The organism is Streptomyces subrutilus (assembly GCF_001746425.1).
GTDB classification, from domain to species: domain Bacteria; phylum Actinomycetota; class Actinomycetes; order Streptomycetales; family Streptomycetaceae; genus Streptomyces; species Streptomyces subrutilus_A.
This window is the reverse complement of record NZ_MEHK01000001.1, coordinates 5016610-5036048: the sequence shown is the minus strand read 5'-3', so window position 1 is coordinate 5036048 and position 19439 is coordinate 5016610. Positions and strand designations below refer to the sequence as shown.

Below are 19439 nucleotides of genomic sequence, written 5' to 3'. Positions count from 1 at the left end.
ACCGCCCGCCACCCGCCGCCCACCCCCCGACCCTTCGTCCCGAGGAAGCCGGATGCCCCCCGCCGTTTCCAGACGCCCCGTCACCGTCCTCGGCCTCCTGCTGTGCCTCGCGGCGACCGCCGCGTGCTCCGGGGAACCGGCACCCGCACAGGGGGCCCCGGGCGCCCCGCCCTCCCCCGCCGCCACGGGGCCCGGCGCGTCCCCGTACTGGGTGGACCCGCGCAGCAGGGCCGCCCGGCAGGTCGCCGCCTGGGAGGCGGCGGGCCGCAACAGCGACGCCCAGGTGCTGCGCAGGATCGCGGAGCGCCCGGCGGCCCTGTGGGCTCCGGGCGGCGACCCCGGCCCCGAGGTCCGCCGGGCCGCGGCCGCCGCCAGGGCCGCCGGGCGGACCCTGGTCCTCGCCGCGCACCACCTGCCGCACCGCGACTGCGGCCGGCAGCCCGCGGGCGGTGCCAAGAGCGCCGCCGCCTATCGCACCTGGATCGGCGCCCTCGCCGCCGCCCTCGGGAGCACCGGGGCGGTCGTCGTCCTGGAGCCGGGCGCGGTCCCGCACCTCGTCGACGGCTGCGTCCGGCCGGAGCACCGCGCCGAGCGCTACCGGCTGCTGTCCGAGGCCGTCGAACGGCTGAAGCGCGCCCCCCGCACCAAGGTCTACCTGGACGCCAGCCACCCGGCCTGGATCAGGGACCCGGCGCACCTCGTCGAGCCGCTCCGGAAGGCGGGCCTCGCCCGCGCCGACGGTTTCGCGCTCAACGTCGCCGGCTTCCAGCCCGACGCCGACATCCGGGCGTACGGCGCCAGGATCTCCAAGGCCGCCGGCGGCAAGCACTTCGTCGTCGACACCAGCCGCAACGGCGAGGGCCCGCTGCCCGGCGGCCGCGAGCAGGCCGGGTGCAATCCGCCCGGCCGGGCCCTGGGGACCCCGCCGACCGACCGGACGGGCGACCCGCTGGTCGACGCGTACCTCTGGATCAAGCGGCCCGGGGAGTCCGACGGCCCCTGCCGCGGCGGCCCGCGGGCCGGCGAGTGGTGGCCCGACTACGCCCTGGGCCTGGCCCGCCGGGCGAGGGAGTGACCGTACCGGAGCGCGCACGCGAAGCGCCCCCGGCCGGCGGGCCGGGGGCGCTCGGGAGAGACAGGGGGACGGGTGGCTCAGCCTCCGGCGAGGTGGCGCTCCACCGTCTCGACCTTCGAGGTCAGGCCGTCGCTGACCCCGGGTCGGATGTCGGCCTTCAGGATGAAGGAGACGCGCGGCGCCCGCTCCTCCACGACCGCCACCGCGCGCCGGACCACGTCCATGACCTGGTCCCACTCGCCCTCGACGGTGGTGAACATGGCGTCGGTCCGGTTGGGCAGCCCCGACTCGCGGACCACGCGGACCGCGTCGGCAACGTACTCCCCGACCTCTTCGCCGACCCCCAGCGGGGTCACCGAGAACGCGACGATCACGCTTCGGCCGCCTGCCGGGCGCGCGCGGCGATCACGCTGTCGGACTCGTCCCGCTTGAGCAGCCGGTCGCCGTACAGGCCGCCGAAGGGCAGCAGCGCCAGCACGAAGAACAGCGCGACCCTCTTGACGGGCCACTTCGCCTTGTTCCAGACGTCCAGCAGGAAGAGCGTGTAGATGACGAACAGGATCCCGTGCAGGACGCCCAGCGGCATCATCAGGTAGTCGATGTCCGAGATCCGGCTCAGCAGCGAGCCGAAGATCAGCAGAGCCGGGAACGAGAGCGCCTCCGGGACGGAGATGAGGCGCAGCCGGTGCAGGGCGGAGGCGGTCTTTATGTCCACGGGGAACCTTCGGGGTGAGCGGCCTGGGGCCGTTCCAGTGTCTCAGCCGCTTTGCGGGATCTTGACCCGGGCCCCTGTCCGCCGGGGTCCGCGGCCGGCCGGGGCCGGCCGCGGGCCGCCGGGGGCGTGCGCCGATGCCCCGAGTCGTCCCGAATCGCGGCTGAAACCGCCCGGGTGTGGCGTATATCGGCCTAGGGGCCCTGTTCGCGTCCGCCCGCTGCCGATAACGTCATCCCGTGGCTCAGTTCCGACTCCAAGGCAGCAAGGTGCTCGCCGTCGACCTGACCGGGGATGCCGTGAAAGCGAAGAACGGCTCCATGGTCGCGTACGACGGTCAGATGGCCTTCAAGAAGATGTCCGGCGGCGGCGAAGGCATCCGCGGGATGGTGACCCGCCGCCTCACCGGCGAGCAGATGACCGTGATGGAAGTGCAGGGGCACGGCACCTGCTTCTTCGCCGACCGCGCGAGCGAGATCAACCTGGTCAGCCTGCGCGGCGAGAAGCTCTACGTCGAGTCCAGCAACCTGCTGTGCACCGACGCGGGGCTGCGCACCGGCACGACCTTCACCGGTCTGCGCGGGGCGACGTCGGGCAACGGCCTGTTCACCACGACCGTCGAGGGCAGCGGGCAGGCGGCGATCATGTCCGACGGCCCGGCGGTGGTGCTGCGGGTCAGCGCCCAGTACCCGCTCTCCGTCGACCCCGGGGCGTACATCGCGCACACCGGCAACCTCCAGCAGTCCTTCCAGTCCGGGGTGAACTTCCGCACCCTGATCGGCGAGGGCTCCGGCGAGTCCTTCCAGATCCGCTTCGAGGGCGAGGGCCTGGTGTACGTGCAGCCCAGCGAGCGCAACACCATCGGGGGCGACGTCTGATGCCGTTCCGCGAGATCAACTCGAAGATGGTCGAGGCCCAGGTGGTCCCGGGGCAGAAGATGTACAGCCAGCGCGGCGCGATGCTCGCGTACCGCGGCGAGGTCTCCTTCACCCCGAGCCTGACCGGCGGTCAGGGCGGGGTGATGGGCATGATCGGGCGCCGGGTCGCCAACGAGCAGACCCCGCTGATGGAGGTCGAGGGCAGCGGCGCCGTGATGTTCGGCCACGGCGGCCACCACATCCAGGTGATCAACCTGACCGGGGAGACGCTGTACGTCGAGGCCGACCGGCTGCTGGCGTTCGACGGCACGCTCCAGCAGGGCACGATGTTCATGGGCTCGCAGGGCGGCGTCATGGGCATGGTCCGGGGCCAGGTGACCGGCCAGGGCCTGTTCACCACGACCCTCAAGGGCCACGGCTCGGTGGCCGTGATGGCCCACGGCGGGGTCATCGAACTCCCCATCCATCCGAACCGGCCGATCCACGTGGACCCGCAGGCGTACGTCGCCCACCACGGCGACGTCCGCAACAAGCTCTCCACCGCGCTCGGTTGGCGGGACATGGTGGGACGCGGCTCGGGTGAGGCGTTCCAGCTGGAGCTGTCCGGCCAGGGCGCGGTGTACGTACAGGCCTCGGAGGAGAAGCTGTGAACTTTGGCCCCGTGACGGGCGGACCCGGCGGCCCGGCGGTCTTCGACCCGTACACCCTGCCCTCCGACGACAACGTGAACGCGTACACCTTCTGCGTGGAGCTCAAGGGGAGCCAGTGGTTCCTGCAGAAGGGCAAGATGATCTCGTACTACGGGAGCATCGAGTTCAACGGCGTCGGCCACGGCCGCTTCGACCGGCTGCTGCGCACCAGCTTCCACTCGCCGCTGCACGCGAGCGACTGGGTGGTGGCGGAGGGGCAGGGCAAGATGCTCCTCGCCGACCGGGCCTTCGACGTGAACTCGTACGACCTGGACAAGGGGAACCTGACGATCCGGTCGGGCAACCTGCTGGCCTACCAGCCCTCCCTGGCCCTCAAGCAGTCGATCGTCCCGGGCTTCCTGACGCTGATCGGCACCGGGAAGTTCGTGGCGGCCTCCAACGGGCCGGTGGTGTTCATGGAGCCGCCGCTGCGCGTGGACCCGCAGGCGCTGGTGGGCTGGGCGGACTGCCCCTCCCCCTGCCACCACTACGACCACGGCTACATGTCGGGCGTCATGGGCGGCCTGCGCTCGCTGACGGGCATCGGAGGCGCCTCGGGCGAGGAGCACCAGTTCGAGTTCGTGGGCGCGGGCACGGTGCTGCTGCAGTCGTCGGAGATGCTGATGGCGGAGCAGGCGGTCGGCACGGTCGGCGCGGGTGCGGCCACGGGCAACGCACAGGGGGTTCCGGGGGCCGGCCAGGGGCAGCTGGGCGCGCCGCGGATGCCGGGGCAGCTGGGTGATCTCCAGCGCCGCTTCGGACTGTGACACCCCCTCGCACGCTTCCTTTTTTGTACGTAATTCAACTTCTTAGGTAGAGTTCATTTATGGAGACCATGGAGACCGAGACGGCAACCCGGTGGCTGACCGACGCCGAGCAGTGCGCCTGGCGCACCCACCTGGACGTCAGCCGATTGCTGATGCACCAGCTGGAAAAGGATCTCCAGCCCTTCGGACTCACCAACAACGACTACGAGATCCTCGTGAACCTCTCGGAGTCGCCGGAGCACCGGATGCGGATGAGCGATCTCGCGACCGCCACCCTGCAGTCCAAGAGCCGGCTGTCCCACCAGATCACGCGCATGGAGGCGGCGGGCCTGGTCCGCCGCGTGAACTGCGAGTCCGACCGCCGGGGCCTGTTCGCGGTGCTCACGGACGAGGGCATGGACACGATGCGCAAGGTCGCGCCGCACCACGTGGCGTCCGTCCGCCGGCACTTCATCGACCTCCTGCCGCCGGAGGCCCTGGCGGCGCTGCGCGAGTCGCTGAACCCCGTCGCGGAGCACCTGCGCGGCACCCGCGGCAAGGCCTGACCGACCCGGGGCGCGCCGGAGGGCGATCGGCCCGACAACGGCTGGGAACGGTGGACGTGATCACCGAGGACGGCAACGAGCACAAGGACCTGCTCGCCGCCAAGGTCACCGCCGAGCAGGCCGCCAAGGCCGCCGTCGCCGCCCATCCCGGGCAGGTCTGGACGGTCGAGTGGGACTCCGACGACGACGGCAGGGCCGCCTCGTGGCACGTCGAGGTGCGGGGCTCCGACGGCAGGACGTGGGACGCCTCCGTGGACGCCGCGACCGGCAAGGTCACCGAGTAGGCCGACTCCGGCAGCGACAACGGCTGACCGCGCGGAAAAGGAGCCGCGCCCCGGGCAGGGGGCGCGGCTCCTTTTTCGCACTGCTCGGGCGGTACGGATCAGGCGTTGGGACGCTTGCCGTGGTTCGCCTTCTTCTTCTTGCGTGCTCGCTTCTTGTTGCCGCGCTTGGCCATGAACCACTCCCTGAATCGGGGGAAATCCGGGCGTTCGCCAGTCTAGGGTCGGCGCGCCCGTCCCGCATCAGGCTTCGGTCAGGCTGTCCAGCAGGACGTCGGCGGCCGCGTACGGATCCAGCTCGCCCGCGGCCACCCGGGCGGCCAGCGCCTCCAGCCGGGAGTCCCCGTGCAGATCCGCCATCCGGGTGCGCAGCGAGGTCACCGCGATCGTCTCGACCTCCCGCGCCGCGCGCGCCGTGCGCCGCTCGGCCAGGACCCCCCGCTCGTCCATCCACGCCCGGTGCTTCTCCAGCGCCTCGACGACCTCGTCGATGCCCTGCGCCCGAGCGGCGACGGTCTTGATGATGGGCGGGCGCCAGTCACCCGGCCCCCGGGACTCCCCCAGGCCCAGCATGTGGTTCAGCTCCCGGGCCGTGGCGTCCGCGCCGTCCCGGTCGGCCTTGTTCACCACGTACACGTCGCCGATCTCCAGGATCCCCGCCTTCGCGGCCTGGATCCCGTCGCCCATCCCCGGGGCCAGCAGCACCACCGAGGTGTCCGCCTGGGCGGCGATCTCCACCTCGGACTGGCCGACGCCGACCGTCTCGACCAGGACCACCTCGCAGCCGGCCGCGTCCAGCACCCGGATCGCCTGCGGGGCGGCCCAGGCGAGACCGCCCAGGTGGCCGCGGGTGGCCATGGACCGGATGTAGACCCCCGGGTCGGAGGCGTGGTCGGACATGCGCACCCGGTCGCCGAGCAGCGCGCCGCCGGAGAACGGCGAGGACGGGTCGACGGCGAGGACGCCGACCCGCTTCCCGGCCTTGCGGTACGCGGACACCAGCGCCGAGGTGGAGGTCGACTTGCCGACCCCCGGCGACCCCGTCAGCCCCACCACGTACGCGTTGCCCGTCAGCGGGGCCAGTGCCGCCATCACCTCGCGCAACTGCGGGGACGCCCCCTCCACCAGCGAGATCAGCCGGGCCACCGCTCTCGGCCTGCCCTCACGTGCCTGGGCCACCAGCTCGGGGACGTCCACCGCGGTCATACGTGCTGCGCTCCTCGGTTCTCGTACGGCTACTGCGTGCGGGCGGGGTGCCCGGTCACGCCCGGGGCACGCGGACGATCAGGGCGTCGCCCTGGCCGCCGCCGCCGCACAGCGCGGCCGCGCCGACACCGCCGCCGCGGCGCTTCAGCTCCAGCGCCAGGTGCAGCACCACACGGGCACCGGACATGCCGATCGGGTGCCCCAGGGCAATGGCGCCACCGTTGACGTTCACCTTTTCCGGGGTGACCCCGAGGTCCTTCATTGACTGCACGGCGACCGCCGCGAAGGCCTCGTTGATCTCGATGAGGTCCAGGTCGGCGACCTCCAGGCCCTCCTTCTTCAGGGCGTGCAGGATCGCGTTCGAGGGCTGCGACTGGAGCGAGTTGTCGGGGCCGGCCACGTTGCCGTGGGCGCCGATCTCCGCGATCCACTCCAGGCCCAGCTCCTCGGCCTTGGCCTTGCTCATCACGACCACGGCGGCCGCGCCGTCGCTGATCTGCGAGGAGGTGCCTGCGGTGATCGTGCCGTCCTTGGCGAAGGCCGGGCGCAGCTTGCCGAGGGACTCCGCGGTGGTCTCCGGGCGGATGCCCTCGTCCTGGGAGAAGACGACCGGCTCGCCCTTGCGCTGCGGGATCTCGACCGGGGTGATCTCGGCCTCGAAGACGCCGTTCTTCTGCGCGGCCGCGGCCCGCTGGTGCGAGGCGGCGGCGAACTCGTCCTGCGGGGAGCGCTCGATGCCGAGGCGGGTGTTGTGCTTCTCGGTCGACTCGCCCATCGCGATGTTCTCGAAGGCGTCGGTGAGGCCGTCGTAGGCCATCGCGTCGAGCATCTCGACGGCGCCGTACTTGTAGCCCTCGCGGGACTTGGACAGCAGGTGCGGGGCGTTGGTCATGGACTCCTGGCCGCCGGCCACCACGATGTCGAACTCGCCGGCGCGGATCAGCTGGTCGGCCAGCGCGATGGCGTCCAGGCCCGAGAGGCACACCTTGTTGATGGTGAGCGCGGGCACGTTCATCGGAATTCCGGCCTTGACGGCGGCCTGGCGCGCCGGAATCTGGCCTGCGCCCGCCTGGAGCACCTGCCCCATGATCACGTACTGCACCTGGTCGCCGGCGATCCCGGCGCGGTCCAGCGCGGACTTGATGGCGAAGCCGCCGAGGTCGGCACCCGAGAAGGACTTCAGCGATCCGAGCAGCCGCCCCATGGGCGTGCGGGCCCCGGCGACGATCACTGAGGTGGTGTTGTTCGTTCCGGACATGAGGCACAGCCCCTTGAGGATGAGGAGTGAACGAGGGTTTACCTGAATGTACTGAGCGGTACCCGTGGCGTCACCGGCCTGTCGGTGTGATCGCTGGCACGTTGCGTGAGCACCCCTCCGGGCGGTGCACTGGTCCCATGCTGACAAGGATCGACCACATCGGAATCGCCTGCTTCGACCTCGACAAGACCGTCGAGTTCTACCGTGCCACGTACGGCTTCGAGGTGTTCCACACCGAGGTCAACGAGGAGCAGGGCGTTCGCGAGGCCATGCTCAAAATCAACGAGACGTCCGACGGCGGCGCCTCCTACCTCCAGCTGCTCGAGCCGACCCGCGAGGACTCGGCCGTGGGCAAGTGGCTGGCGAAGAACGGGGAGGGCGTCCACCACATCGCCTTCGGCACCGAGGACGTCGACGGCGACGCGGAGGCCATCCGCGGCAAGGGCGTCCGGGTCCTCTACGACCAGCCCCGCATCGGCTCGATGGGCTCCCGGATCACCTTCCTCCACCCCAAGGACTGCCACGGAGTCCTGACCGAGCTCGTCACCTCCAACCCCGACCACTGATGTCCCGTATCCCCGGCCGGTAGAGTGGCCATGGCTCGGCCGGGGTTCGGTGCGGAGACGGGGTCGGGGCCTGTGATCCCTGCCCCGGTATCTGACACCATTCCCCCGGGGGCGTCGTTCAGCGGGCGAGCGATGCTCATTGGGATTGAGCTTGCGACCAGGGGACGGATGGGACCGCGCTGTGCGGGGCTACGAAAGCCAGGAGAGCCATCAGGCCGAGGCCGACCATCTCTCGCGCTTCGAGGCCGAGATGGAGCGGCTGAAGAAGGAGCGCGGGAAGGCCGTCCAGCACGCTGAGGACCTGGGATACCAGGTCGAGGTGCTGCGCGCCAAGCTCCACGAGGTGCGCCGTTCTCTGGCGTCCCGCCCCGCCTATGACGGCGCGGACATGGGGTACCAGGCGGAGCAGTTGCTCCGCAATGCCCAGATCCAGGCCGACCAGATGCGCTCCGACGCCGAGCGCGAGCTGCGCGACGCCCGGGCGCAGACCCAGCGCATCCTCCAGGAGCACGCCGAGCACCAGGCGCGCCTCCAGGCCGAACTGCATGCCGAGGCCGTCAACCGGCGCCAGCGACTGGACCAGGAGCTGGCCGAGCGCCGCCAGACCGTCGAGGCGCACGTCAACGAGAACGTGGCCTGGGCCGAGCAGCTGCGCGCCCGTACGGAGTCCCAGGCGCGCCGGCTCATGGAGGAGTCCCGCGCCGAGGCCGAGCAGTCCCTGAACGCGGCCCGCGCCGAGGCGGCCCGCGTCGCCGAGGAGACCCGGCGCCGCATCGCCGCCGACGCCGAAGCCTCCCGCGCGGAGGCCGAAGCCACCCTGCTGCGCGCCCGCAAGGAGGCCGAGCGGCTGCTGACCGCCGCCTCCGCGCAGGCCCAGGAGGCCGCCGAGCACGCGGAGCGGCTGCGCTCGACCACCTCCGCCGAGGCGGAGCAGACCCGCCAGCAGACCCTCGACCTCGGCCGGGTCGCCGAGCAGCGGGTCCAGGAGGCCGACGGAGCCCTGCGCGAGGCGCGCGCGGCGGCCGAGAAGGTCCTCGCGGAGGCCAAGGAGAGCGCCGCCCGGCAGCTCGCCTCGGCGGAGTCCGTCAACGAGCAGCGCACCCGTACCGCCAAGGAGCAGGTGGCGCGGCTGGTCGGCGAGGCCACCAAGGAGGCCGAGGCCCTCAAGGCGGAGGCCGAGCAGTCGCTGGCCGACGCCCGCGCCGAGGCCGAGCGGCTGCGCACCGAGGCCGGCGAGCAGGCCCGTACGGCCGCGGCCGAGGACACCGCCGCGCAGCTGGCGAAGGCGGCCCGCACCGCCGAGGACGTGCTGAACAAGGCCTCGGAGGACGCCCGGGCCACCACCAAGGCCGCGTCCGAGGAGGCCGAGCGGATCCGCCGCGAGGCCGAGGCCGAGGCGGAGCGGCTGCGCGCCCAGGCGGCGGCCACGGCCGACGAGCTCAAGGGCGCGGCGAAGGACGACACCGAGGAGTACCGGGCCCGTACGGTCGAACTCCAGGAGGAGGCCCGGCGGCTGCGCGGGGAGGCGGAGCAGCTGCGCGCCGAGGCCGTCGCCGAGGGCGAGCGGATCCGCGGCGAGGCCCGCCGCGAGGCGGTCCAGCAGATCGAGGAGGCGGCCAAGACCGCCGAGGAGCTCCTCGGCAAGGCCAAGGCGGACGCGGACGAGCTGCGCGGCGGGGCCAACGCCGAGAGCGAGCGGGTCCGCGCCGAGGCCGTCGAGCGGGCCACCACCCTGCGCCGGCAGGCCGAGGAGACCCTGGAGCGGACCCGCGCCGAGGCGGAGCGGCTGCGTGCCGAGGCCGAGGAGCAGGCGGAGGCCGTACGGGCCGAGGCCGACGCGGCGGCGCTCGCCCGGCGCGAGGAGACCGAGCAGGCGCTGGCCGCCAAGCGCGCGGAGGCCGACGAGGAACTCGTACGGCTGCACACGGACGCCGAGGGCCGGCTGGCCACGGCCGAGCAGACCCTGCGCGACGCCCGGTCGGCGGCGGAGAACATCCGCCGGGAGACCGGCGAGGAGACCGACCGGCTGCGCGCCGAGTCGGCGGAGCGGATCCGTACCCTCCAGACGCAGGCGGAGGCGGAGGCCGACCAGCTGCGCACCGACGCGGCGCAGGACGCCGGGCGGGTGCGCGCGGAGGCTGAGCAGGCCGCGGTGCGGCTGCGCGGCGAGGCCGAGGCCGAGGCGGAGCGGGTGCGCTCCGAGGCCCAGGAGACCGCGGACCGGCTGCGCGCGGAGGCGAAGTCGGCGGCCGAGCGGGTCGCGGCGGAGGCCGCGGAGGCGCTGGCCGCCGCGCAGGAGGAGGCCGCCCGGCGGCGCCGGGAGTCCGAGGAGACCCTGGCGTCGGCGCGGACGGACGCCGAGAACGAGCGGGCGCAGGCCCGCGAGCAGAGCGAGGAGCTGCTGGCCGCGGCCCGCAGGCGCTCCGAGGAGGCGCAGGCCGAGGCGGCCCGGCTGACCGAGGAGGCCGAGCGGCGCGCCTCGGAGCTGGTGGCGGCGGCGGAGGCCACCGCCCAGCAGGTGCGGGACTCCGTGGCCGGGCTGCACGAGCAGGCCGAGGAGGAGGTCGCCGGACTGCGCAGCGCGGCCGAGCACGCGGCGGAGCGCACCCGGACCGAGGCCGAGCAGGAGGCCGAGCGGGTCCGCGCCGACGCGTACGAGGAGCGGGAGCGGGCCACCGAGGACGCGAACCGGATCCGCAGCGAGGCCCGCGCCGAGACGGAGGCGGCGAAGGCGCTGGCCGAGCGCACGGTCGGCGACGCGATCGCCGAGGCCGAACAGCTGCGCAGCGACACGGCGGAGTACGCGCAGCGGGTGCGCACGGAGGCCACCGACGCCCTGGCGGCTTCGGAGCGGGACGCGGCCCGGACCCGGGCGGACGCCCGGGACGACGCGAACCGCATCCGCGGCGAGGCGGCGGCCGCGGCGGACGCCACCCGCGCCGAGGCGGCCGGCACCCTGGACGAGGCCCGCGCCGAAGGCAACCGCCTGCGCACGGAGGCCGCCGAGCAGGCGGACCGGCTCATCACCGAGGCCGCGGCGGAAGCCGAGCGGCTCACCGAGGAGACCGCGGCCGCGAACGCCGCCACCGTCGCCGAGGCCGAGGCCGCGGCGCAGGTGCTGCGCGCGAAGGCGGAGCGCCTGACGGCCCAGGCGGCCGAGACCCTGGTCGCGGCCGAGCGGGACGCGACGCGCGTGCTGGTCGACGCCCGCAACGAGGGCGACCGGCTGGTCGACGAGACCCGCGCGGCCAACGAGATCACGGTCGGCGAGGCCGCGGCGGAGGCGGAACGGCTGCGCGCGCAGGCCGCACAGGCACTGGACGACGCCCGGGCGGAGGGCGGCCGGATCATCGGCGAGGCCACCGCGGAGGCGGACCGGGTCACGGCCGCGGCGAACGAGACGCTGGCGAGCGCCGAGCAGGAGTCCGCGAGGATGCTCGACGAGGCCCGCGAGGAGGCCAACAAGCGCCGCAGCGAGGCCGCGGAGCAGGTCGACCGGCTCATCACCGAGGCGGCGGCCGAGGCCGACCGGCTCACCGCCGAAACCGCCGCGGAGGCGGACCGGCTCACCGCGCAGACCCGCAAGGAGAACGAGCGCACGGTCGGCGAGGCCGCGAACGAGGCCGAGCGGCTGCGCGCGGAGGCGTCCGAGGCGCTGTCCTCGGCGCAGGAGCACGCGACGCGGACCCGGTCGGAGGCCGAGCGGGTCAAGGCGGAGGCCGCGGGCGAGGCCGAGCGGCTGCGCGCGCAGGCCCGTACGGAGTCCGAGCGGCTGCTGGACGAGGCGCGCGAGGAGGCCAACAAGCGCCGGACCGAGGCCGCCGAGCAGGTGGACCGGCTCATCACGGAGGCGTCGGCGGAAGCCGAGAAGCTCACGGCGGAGGCGCAGAAGCAGGCGCTCGCGTCGACGACGGCCGCCGAGGAGCAGGCCGACGCGATGGTGGACGCGGCCCGCAAGGAGGCCGCGCGGATCACCTCGGAGGCGACCGTCGAGGGCAACTCCCTGGTGGAGAAGGCCCGTACGGACGCGGACGAGCTGCTGGTGGGGGCGCGTACGGACGCGTCGGCCATAAGGGAGCGGGCGGAGGAGCTGCGCGGCCGGGTCGAGGCCGAGGTCGAGGAGCTGCACGAGCGGGCCCGCCGGGAGTCGGCCGAGCAGATGAAGTCGGCCGGCGAGCGGGTGGACAAGCTGGTGCGCGCGGCGACCGAGCAGAGCGTCGAGGCCGAGGCGAAGGCCAAGGCGCTGGTGTCGGACGCGAGCAGCGAGGCGAGCAAGGTGCGCATCGCGGCGGTGCGCAAGGCGGAGGGGCTCCTGAAGGAGGCCGAGCAGAAGAAGGCCGAACTGGCGCGCGCGGCCGAGAAGGCCCTCGCCGAGGCGAAGGCGGAGGCCGAGCGGCTCGTCGACGAGGGCCGTCGTGAGCTGGAGGTCCTGGTGCGCCGGCGTGAGGACATTCAGGCGGAGATCTCCCGTGTCCAGGACGTTCTTGAGGCGTTGGAATCATTCGAGGCGCCTTCGGGCGGCGGAAAGCCCGGGATCGGCGGCCAGGGCGCGGGGGGCGTGAAGGCCGGCGCGGCAGCGGGGTCCACTCGTTCGGGTGGCAAGGCGTCAGAGGGCTAGTCGGTGCACAGGACGTGTGCTCCTGATGGAGGTTCAGGCGAACGAGTGACAAGCAATCCGTCGCCTTGCCACTCAAAAGGGGTGTCATTGTCCAGATCAAACGTGGATTGACTCGATGACACGCCGCTCGGGCGCCTAGGATTCCCCTTAACACCTCACGTAGCACCTCATCGGTCTCATTCGACAGGAACCCCATGAGCGACACTTCCTCCCCCTTCGGCTTCGAGCTCGTGCGGCGTGGTTACGACCGCGGTCAGGTGGACGACCGCATTACCAAGCTGGTCTCCGACCGCGACAGCGCCCTTGGACGTATCAACTCTCTGGAAAAGCGGATCGAGGAGTTGCACCTCGAGACGCAGAACGCCCAAGCCCAGGTGAACGACGCCGAGCCGTCGTACGCCGGCCTCGGCGCCCGGGTCGAGAAGATCCTCCGGCTGGCCGAGGAGGAGGCGAAGGACCTGCGCGAGGAGGCCCGTCGCGCGGCCGAGCAGCACCGGGAGCTGGCCGAGTCGGCCGCCCAGCAGGTGCGCAACGACGCCGAGTCGTTCGCCGCCGACCGCAAGACGAAGGCGGAGGACGAGGGCGTCCGCATCGTCGAGAAGGCCAAGGGCGACGCCTCCACCCTGCGCGCCGAGGCCCAGAAGGACGCGGCGTCCAAGCGCGAGGAGGCCGACGCGCTGTTCGAGGAGACCCGCGCCAAGGCCGCCCAGGCCGCCGCGGACTTCGAGACCAACCTGGCCAAGCGCCGCGAGCAGTCGGAGCGCGACCTGGCCTCGCGTCAGGCCAAGGCCGAGAAGCGCCTCGCGGAGATCGAGCACCGCGCGGAGCAGCTGCGCCTGGAGGCCGAGAAGCTCCGTACGGACGCGGAGCGCCGGGCCCGTCAGACCGTGGAGACCGCGCAGCGCCAGGCCGAGGACATCGTGGCCGACGCCAACGCCAAGGCGGACCGTATCCGCAGCGAGTCGGAGCGCGAGCTGGCGGCGCTCACCAACCGCCGCGACTCCATCAACGCGCAGCTGACCAACGTCCGCGAGATGTTGGCGACGCTGACCGGCGCGGCCGTCGCGGCCGCCAACCCGATCGTCGACGACGAGCCGGTCACCCGCGGCGTCCCGGCGCAGCAGAGCCGCTAGCCGGGCCGCCGGGAGCCGCTCGCACCCGTCGCGTCCGATCGAGGGCCGTACGTCACCTGTTTGAGGTGGCGTACGGCCCTTCGGCGCTCTAGCGTGGCCCGCATGATCGAGCTCGAGGGCCTTACCAAACGATTCGGCGCGAAGACCGCCGTGGACAACCTCAGCTTCCAGGTCAGACCGGGGGTGGTGACCGGCTTCCTCGGCCCCAACGGGGCGGGCAAGTCGACGACCATGCGCATGATGCTCGACCTCGACAATCCGACCAGCGGTACGGTCCGGATCGACGGGAAGCACTACCGGGACCTGCCGGAGCCACTGAAGTACATCGGAGCGCTGCTCGACGCCAAGTCCATGCACGGCGGACGCAGCGCCTACAACAACCTGCTCTGCCTCGCCGAGTCGAACCGGATCCCGAAGAGCCGGGTCGGGGAGGTGCTGGACCTGGTCGGGCTGACGCCCGTGGCGAAGAAGAAGTCCAAAGGATTTTCCCTGGGCATGGGCCAGCGGCTGGGAATCGCCTCCGCGCTGCTCGGTGATCCGGAAATCCTGATGTTCGACGAACCCGTCAATGGTCTGGACCCCGAGGGAATTCTCTGGATCAGGAATTTGATGAAGGCGCTGGCGGCGGAGGGGCGGACGATCTTCGTCTCCTCCCATCTGATGAGTGAAATGGCGCTGACCGCAGACCATTTGGTGGTGATCGGCCAGGGAAAGCTGCTGGCAGACCTGTCGATGGCTGATTTCATCCACCAGAACTCGCGCAGCTACGTCCGGCTGCGCTCGCCCCAGCAGGAGCGGCTCAAGGACGTCCTGCACGAGGCGGGGATCGACGCCATCAGCGTTCCGGCCACCGGTGCGCTGGAGATCGACGGCGTCGGTCCGGAGCGGCTCGGCGAACTGGCCGCCCAGCACCAGATCGTGCTGCACGAACTCAGCCCGCAACGGGCTTCACTGGAGGAAGCGTTCATGCGCATGACGGCGGACTCCGTCGAGTACCACGCCCACGCGCCGGGCACGCCGGGCACCCTGGGCGCCACGGGCACCCCGGTCATCCCGGTCATCCCGCCGGGCATGGCCGCCGACAACCCGGCCCGGCCGGCCGACGTTCCCGCGTGGGGCGCCGGCTCCGGCTTCGACGCGCAGCGCAAGGGCGGCGAGTGACCATGTCGTCCTTCCCCGCCGTCCTCAAGTCCGAGTGGACCAAGATCCGTACGGTGGCCTCCACCCTCTGGACCCTGGCCGCCGCCCTCCTCGTCACGGTCGGCATCAGCGCCGCCCTGTGCGCGCTCGTGAACAGCACCTTCCAGGACATGCCGGCCGAGGAGAGGGCCACCTTCGACCCGACCCTGACCAGCTTCGCCGGGATGACCCTCGGCCAGCTCGCCATGATCGTCTTCGGCGTGCTGGTCGTCGGCAGCGAGTACAGCTCGGGCATGATCCGCACCTCGCTGGCCGCCGTGCCGCGGCGCGGCAGCTTCCTCATCGGCAAGCTGCTCGTGGCGACCGGTCTCGCGCTGGTCGTGGGCCTGGTCACGAGCTTCCTGTCCTTCTTCCTCGGACAGGCCATCCTCGGCGACCGCAGCATCGCCATCGACGCGCCGAACGTGCTGCGCGCGGTGATCGGCGCCGGCCTCTACATGGCGATGATCGCCCTGTTCTCCATGGGTGTGGCAGCCATGCTGCGCAGCTCGATGCTCTCGCTCGGCATCCTGATGCCGTTCTTCTTCCTGGTCTCGAACATCCTGGGCGTGGTCGAGGCGACCCGCAAGGTCGCCCAGTACTTCCCGGACCAGGCCGGATCCAAGATCATGCAGGTCGTCCCCGGGGCGATGGGCAGCGAACCGCCGCCGTACGGCCCGTGGGGCGGCTTCGGGATCATGGCCCTCTGGACGCTGGCGGCGGTACTCGGGGGCTACCTCGTCCTCCGCAAGAGGGACGCCTGACCCCCACTTCGGTACTACGGGTGATCCCCGGGTCGGTCTCAGGGGCGGCTCAGGGATCGGCCCGGGACGGAACCGCGAAGGACTCGATATCCTCTTAACCCTTACACGGGCGAAAGTCGTCCCGGCCTGGTAAGGGGCAGCAAGATGATCGAGGCAGTCGGCCTGACCAAGCGCTTCGGCGCCAAGACCGCCGTCGACCAGTTGTCGTTCCAGGTCAAGCCGGGTCATGTGACCGGTTTCCTGGGGCCGAACGGCTCGGGGAAATCCACCACCATGCGCATGATCGTCGGCCTGGACCGGCCCACGGCCGGTCATGTCACGATCAACGGCCACCCCTTCCGGGAGCTGCCGAACGCCCAGCGGCACGTCGGGGCCCTGCTCGACGCCAAGGCCATGCACGGCGGCCGCCGGGCCCGCACGCACCTGCTGTCCATCGCCCAGCTCTCCGGGATCCCGGAGAGGCGGGTGGACGAGGTGCTGGCCGTCGTCGGCCTCCAGGACGTCGCCCGGCAGCGTACGAAGGGCTTCTCGCTCGGCATGGGCCAGCGGCTCGGCATCGCCACCGCCCTGCTCGGCGACCCCAAGGTGCTGCTGTTCGACGAGCCGGTCAACGGGCTGGACCCCGAGGGCATCCTCTGGGTCCGCAACCTCATGCGCCGGCTGGCCTCCGAGGGCCGCACCGTCCTCGTCTCCTCGCACCTGATGAGCGAGATGGCGCTCACCGCCGACCACCTGATCGTGATCGGCCGGGGGCGGCTGCTGGCCGACATGGGCACCCAGGAATTCATCACGCACAACTCGGCCGGATTCGCTCGGGTGCGCACGGCCGACACCGGTCCCCGTGGCCGGGACACGCTGGGTACGGCGCTCACCGAGGCGGGCGGGCGGGGCCTCCAGGAGCCCGACGGAGCACTGCGCGTGACCGGCCTGGAGCTCCCCCGCATCTCGGACCTGGCGCACGAGGCCGGCGTACGGCTGTGGGAGCTGTCACCGCACCGCGCCTCGCTGGAGGAGGCGTACATGCGGATGACCCAGTCCTCCCTGGAGTACACCTCCACCGAGGACCCGCGGGCCGAGCTGTGGGAGCCCGAGCCGCTGACCGTGCCGGCCTGGGAGGACGAGACGGCCGCCCCGGAGGTCCCGCAGACGGGCTTCTACGCGCCTGCGCCGCCCGGCGCCGGCGGCCGGCCCTTCCTGATGCCGAGCGATCCCGGCGAGCTCGCGCGGGCCGCCGGGAACACCACCGCCGACAGCCAAGAGGACTCCCGATGACCGCCCCCACGCCCAGCGCCGCGACGACGGCCGCGAAGGGGCGGCCGCAGGACTACAGCTCGCCGCTGCCGACGCCGCGGCCGCACCTCGGGCACGCCCTGGCCTCGGAGTGGACCAAGCTGATCTCGGTCCGCTCCACCCTGTGGACGCTCAGCGCCCTGGTCCTCACGGTCGTCGGCATCGGCATGGTGTTCGTCACGAAGACCCGTCCCACGGACTACGTGCAGATCTCCTTCACCACACCGGCCCTGTTCGGCCTGCTGGTCGGGCAGCTCGCGGTGATGGTCCTCGGCGTACTGACGATCACCTCGGAGCACGCCAGCGGGCTCGTGCGGACCACCTTCACCGCCGCCCCGGAGCGGCACCGGGTGCTGACCGCGAAGTACCTCGTCTTCGGCATCACGGCCTTCCTCACCACCGTCGGGTCGGTGTTCCTGGTGGGCATCGCCGCGGCCCTGGTGCACAACAGCCCCGACGCCGGGGCGCACGAGCTCCGCGAATGGCTCGGCTCGCTGATGGGCTGCTTCTACGTCACCCTGCTCGGGGTGCTCGCCCTCGCCGTCGGGGCGCTCGTACGGCACTCCGCCGGGGCGATCGCCGTGATGCTGGGCGTGGTCACGCTGCCGCCGGTGATAGGCGCGATGCTCAGCTACTGGCAGGCGTCCGCGCCCGTGGGGCAGGCGATCATCGAGCACAACGCCCCGGTGGCGCTGATGCAGCTGTTCGGCATGCAGGAGGGCGCCGCGGGCGAGCCGATGCCCAGCACCCTCTCGCACATGGTGATCATCCTGATCGTCACCGGCGGGGCGGTGGCCGCCTCGTACGTGACGGTCGCCCGCCGGGACGTCTAGTACTTCGGCGCGTTGCGGGACCGCTGCACCTTCGTGGTGCGGCGGTCCTTCGCGTTCCAGCAGGCCTTGTGCCAGTGGCGCCGGTCGTCCACGCCGCCGTACTCGGGCCAGGCCACCAGGTGCGGGGTGCCGGAGGGGATCTCCTGGTCGCAGCCGGGGCAGCGGTAGCGCTTGCCCGCCGCGCCGGCGCCCGCCACGTGCCGGACCTTCCACTGCTCGCCCTGGTACTCCTCGGTGCGCTCCAGCCCGTAGCGGTCGAACCCGGTGGTGGGGCGTTCCTCCGGAGTCTCGCCGCCCCTGGGGCGGTTGTGGCGCGGTGACACGTATACCTCACGGAAGGGCGGACGGCAGTGACTTTCCTCCAGACTACGCGCAGCGAGCCCGGGTACCCGCAGGGTGTCTGTCGAGGGGGTGGCCCACCGCAGGGGAGCCGCGGAGCGGCCGCGGGCGGCCGGCCCGACAATCCCAATAAATTTCCTGTCAGCCCGTGCCTTTGGCACGTGTCAGACGTTGTTGCGATAGGAAGAACCGGTCCACCTGGGGAGGCCGCGTCAGCCGCGAGGAGGGTGAAGGCGATGCGCGTAGGAGCGTTTGTACTGGCGGCCCAGTTCCCGGGTCAGGGACAGGGAGAGGCACTGCACCGGGCGGTGCGGACCGCCGAGGTGGCCGAGGAGGGCGGACTCGACTCGGTCTGGCTCGCCGAGCACCACTTCGTCCCGTACGGGGTCTGCCCCTCGGCGGTGACGCTGGCGGCCCTGCTGCTGGGCCGGACCCGGCGGCTGCGGGTGGGCACGGCGGTCAGCGTGCTGCCGAGCACGCACCCGGTGGCCCTCGGCGAGCAGGCGGCGCTGCTGCACCTGACCTCGGGCGGGCGGTTCAGCCTCGGCGTGGGCCGGGGCGGGCCGTGGGTCGACCTGGAGGTGTTCGGGGGCGGCCTGGACGCGTACGAGAACGGCTTCCCGGAAGCCCTGGACCTGCTGCGGCGCTGGCTGACGGAGGCGCGGGTGGGGAGCGCCGGCGAGCGGTTCGGCTTCCGCGAGGTGGCCGTCGTACCGCGCCCTTCGGAGGCCCTGGACGGGGATCCGGCGGGCCCGGAGGTCATCGTGGCCTGCACCTCCCCCTCCTCGGTACGGATGGCGGCGCGGCGGGGGCTGCCCATGCTGCTCGGCATGCACTGCGGGGACGAGGACAAGGCCGGCATGGTCGCGCTGTGGCGGTCGACGGCGCTGGCGGCGGGCCACTCCCGCGCCTACGTCGCCGGCGCGGGCCACGTCTCCGCCGGGGTCTGCCAGCTGGCGGACCGTACGGCGGACGCGCGCGAGACGCTGCTGAAGGCACTGCCGGGCTGGCTCAAGCAGGGCCTGGACGCCCATGTGACCGTGGACGGCCGGGTACGCGCGATGCGGGACCCGGTCGCGTACACGGAACTCCTGTGCGACCTGCACCCGGTGGGCACCCCGGAGCTGGCGCTGGACCGGCTGGCGGCCACCTCCGAGCGGACCGGCATCACGCGCTTCGCCCTCCTGACGGAGGGCTCGGGCGATCTCGCCGCGACGGAGGAGAACGTACGGCGCCTCGGCGCCGAAGTCCTGCCCCGTCTCGGCTGAGACCTACCGGCCGGCGGTGCCGGCAAGCGTCCGGGCGG

General features: G+C 72.5%; 20 protein-coding genes. 14 read left to right on the top strand and 6 right to left on the bottom strand.

The window, feature by feature from the left end; translation table 11 throughout:
* Positions 1 to 52: 52 nt before the first annotated feature.
* Complete coding sequence (locus BGK67_RS23850) at positions 53 to 1075, top strand: glycoside hydrolase family 6 protein (protein WP_069921994.1); 1023 nt, start codon at positions 53 to 55, stop codon at positions 1073 to 1075.
* Between the two features lie 77 nt (positions 1076 to 1152).
* On the opposite strand, the gene BGK67_RS23845 is transcribed toward BGK67_RS23850, so the two are convergent.
* Both BGK67_RS23845 and BGK67_RS23840 read right to left on the bottom strand, forming a co-directional pair.
* Complete coding sequence (locus tag BGK67_RS23845; protein ID WP_069921993.1) at positions 1153 to 1449, bottom strand: MTH1187 family thiamine-binding protein; 297 nt, start codon at positions 1447 to 1449, stop codon at positions 1153 to 1155.
* Positions 1446 to 1790 carry a DUF3817 domain-containing protein gene (locus tag BGK67_RS23840; RefSeq protein ID WP_069921992.1) on the bottom strand — a complete coding sequence of 115 codons (345 nt, stop codon included), beginning with the start codon at positions 1788 to 1790 and terminating at the stop codon, positions 1446 to 1448. Before BGK67_RS23840 ends, BGK67_RS23845 begins: the two co-directional genes overlap by 4 nt.
* 236 nt (positions 1791 to 2026) lie before the next feature.
* Here BGK67_RS23840 and BGK67_RS23835 point away from each other — a divergent pair, with 236 nt between their 5' ends.
* From BGK67_RS23835 to BGK67_RS23815, 5 genes are all read left to right on the top strand, one after another.
* Positions 2027 to 2665, top strand: coding sequence for an AIM24 family protein (locus BGK67_RS23835; RefSeq protein WP_079154340.1), 639 nt, complete (start codon positions 2027 to 2029; stop codon positions 2663 to 2665).
* A complete protein-coding gene (locus BGK67_RS23830) occupies positions 2665 to 3315 on the top strand; it encodes an AIM24 family protein (RefSeq protein ID WP_069921990.1) in 651 nt (216 codons plus the stop codon). Before BGK67_RS23835 ends, BGK67_RS23830 begins: the two co-directional genes overlap by 1 nt.
* An 11-nt stretch (positions 3316 to 3326) precedes the next feature.
* Positions 3327 to 4121: an AIM24 family protein gene (locus tag BGK67_RS23825; RefSeq protein WP_069924063.1), complete on the top strand. Its 795-nt coding sequence runs from the start codon at positions 3327 to 3329 to the stop codon at positions 4119 to 4121.
* A gap of 68 nt (positions 4122 to 4189) precedes the next feature.
* Positions 4190 to 4666 carry a MarR family winged helix-turn-helix transcriptional regulator gene (locus BGK67_RS23820; RefSeq protein WP_069921989.1) on the top strand — a complete coding sequence of 159 codons (477 nt, stop codon included), beginning with the start codon at positions 4190 to 4192 and terminating at the stop codon, positions 4664 to 4666.
* Between the two features lie 56 nt (positions 4667 to 4722).
* Positions 4723 to 4950, top strand: coding sequence for a PepSY domain-containing protein (locus BGK67_RS23815; RefSeq protein WP_167739592.1), 228 nt, complete (start codon positions 4723 to 4725; stop codon positions 4948 to 4950).
* 98 nt (positions 4951 to 5048) lie between these two features.
* Here the strand turns inward: BGK67_RS23815 and BGK67_RS41225 are convergent, their stop codons facing one another.
* From BGK67_RS41225 to BGK67_RS23805, 3 genes are all read right to left on the bottom strand, one after another.
* Positions 5049 to 5123 (bottom strand): 50S ribosomal protein bL37, encoded by a 75-nt coding sequence (locus tag BGK67_RS41225; RefSeq protein ID WP_099895366.1) that lies wholly within the window; start codon positions 5121 to 5123, stop codon positions 5049 to 5051.
* Positions 5124 to 5190: 67 nt separating this feature from the next.
* Positions 5191 to 6153 carry a methylmalonyl Co-A mutase-associated GTPase MeaB gene (gene meaB / locus BGK67_RS23810; RefSeq protein ID WP_069921987.1) on the bottom strand — a complete coding sequence of 321 codons (963 nt, stop codon included), beginning with the start codon at positions 6151 to 6153 and terminating at the stop codon, positions 5191 to 5193.
* Between the two features lie 55 nt (positions 6154 to 6208).
* Positions 6209 to 7411, bottom strand: a complete 1203-nt coding sequence (locus BGK67_RS23805; RefSeq protein WP_069921986.1) for an acetyl-CoA C-acetyltransferase — start codon at positions 7409 to 7411, stop codon at positions 6209 to 6211.
* Between the two features lie 137 nt (positions 7412 to 7548).
* Here BGK67_RS23805 and mce point away from each other — a divergent pair, with 137 nt between their 5' ends.
* The 7 genes from mce (at position 7549) to BGK67_RS23770 (ending at position 17794) form a co-directional block, all read left to right on the top strand.
* Positions 7549 to 7977 carry a methylmalonyl-CoA epimerase gene (mce, locus tag BGK67_RS23800; protein WP_069921985.1) on the top strand — a complete coding sequence of 143 codons (429 nt, stop codon included), beginning with the start codon at positions 7549 to 7551 and terminating at the stop codon, positions 7975 to 7977.
* Positions 7978 to 8158: 181 nt separating this feature from the next.
* Positions 8159 to 12595, top strand: a complete 4437-nt coding sequence (gene scy / locus BGK67_RS23795) for a polarized growth protein Scy (protein ID WP_069921984.1) — start codon at positions 8159 to 8161, stop codon at positions 12593 to 12595.
* Positions 12596 to 12789: 194 nt separating this feature from the next.
* The gene (locus tag BGK67_RS23790; RefSeq protein ID WP_069921983.1) at positions 12790 to 13728 is read left to right on the top strand and encodes a coiled-coil domain-containing protein; all 939 of its coding nucleotides are present in this window, start codon (positions 12790 to 12792) and stop codon (positions 13726 to 13728) included.
* A 102-nt stretch (positions 13729 to 13830) separates the two neighbouring features.
* On the top strand, positions 13831 to 14889 hold the full coding sequence (locus BGK67_RS23785) for an ABC transporter ATP-binding protein (RefSeq protein ID WP_069924062.1): 1059 nt from the start codon (positions 13831 to 13833) through the stop codon (positions 14887 to 14889).
* A gap of 2 nt (positions 14890 to 14891) precedes the next feature.
* Entirely contained in the window at positions 14892 to 15671 is a 780-nt protein-coding gene (locus tag BGK67_RS23780) for an ABC transporter permease (RefSeq protein WP_069921982.1), read from the top strand.
* Positions 15672 to 15815: 144 nt separating this feature from the next.
* Positions 15816 to 16943, top strand: a complete 1128-nt coding sequence (locus BGK67_RS23775; protein ID WP_069921981.1) for an ABC transporter ATP-binding protein — start codon at positions 15816 to 15818, stop codon at positions 16941 to 16943.
* A complete protein-coding gene (locus tag BGK67_RS23770; RefSeq protein ID WP_069921980.1) occupies positions 16940 to 17794 on the top strand; it encodes an ABC-2 transporter permease in 855 nt (284 codons plus the stop codon). The genes BGK67_RS23775 and BGK67_RS23770 overlap by 4 nt, the downstream gene beginning before the upstream one ends.
* Here the strand turns inward: BGK67_RS23770 and BGK67_RS23765 are convergent.
* Complete coding sequence (locus BGK67_RS23765) at positions 17791 to 18117, bottom strand: ATP/GTP-binding protein (RefSeq protein WP_069921979.1); 327 nt, start codon at positions 18115 to 18117, stop codon at positions 17791 to 17793. The two genes, BGK67_RS23770 and BGK67_RS23765, sit on opposite strands and share 4 nt — an antisense overlap.
* Before the next feature lie 252 nt (positions 18118 to 18369).
* On the opposite strand from BGK67_RS23765, the gene BGK67_RS23760 reads away from it, so the two are divergent.
* A complete protein-coding gene (locus tag BGK67_RS23760; protein WP_069921978.1) occupies positions 18370 to 19401 on the top strand; it encodes an LLM class flavin-dependent oxidoreductase in 1032 nt (343 codons plus the stop codon).
* The last annotated feature ends 38 nt before the right edge of the window (positions 19402 to 19439 follow it).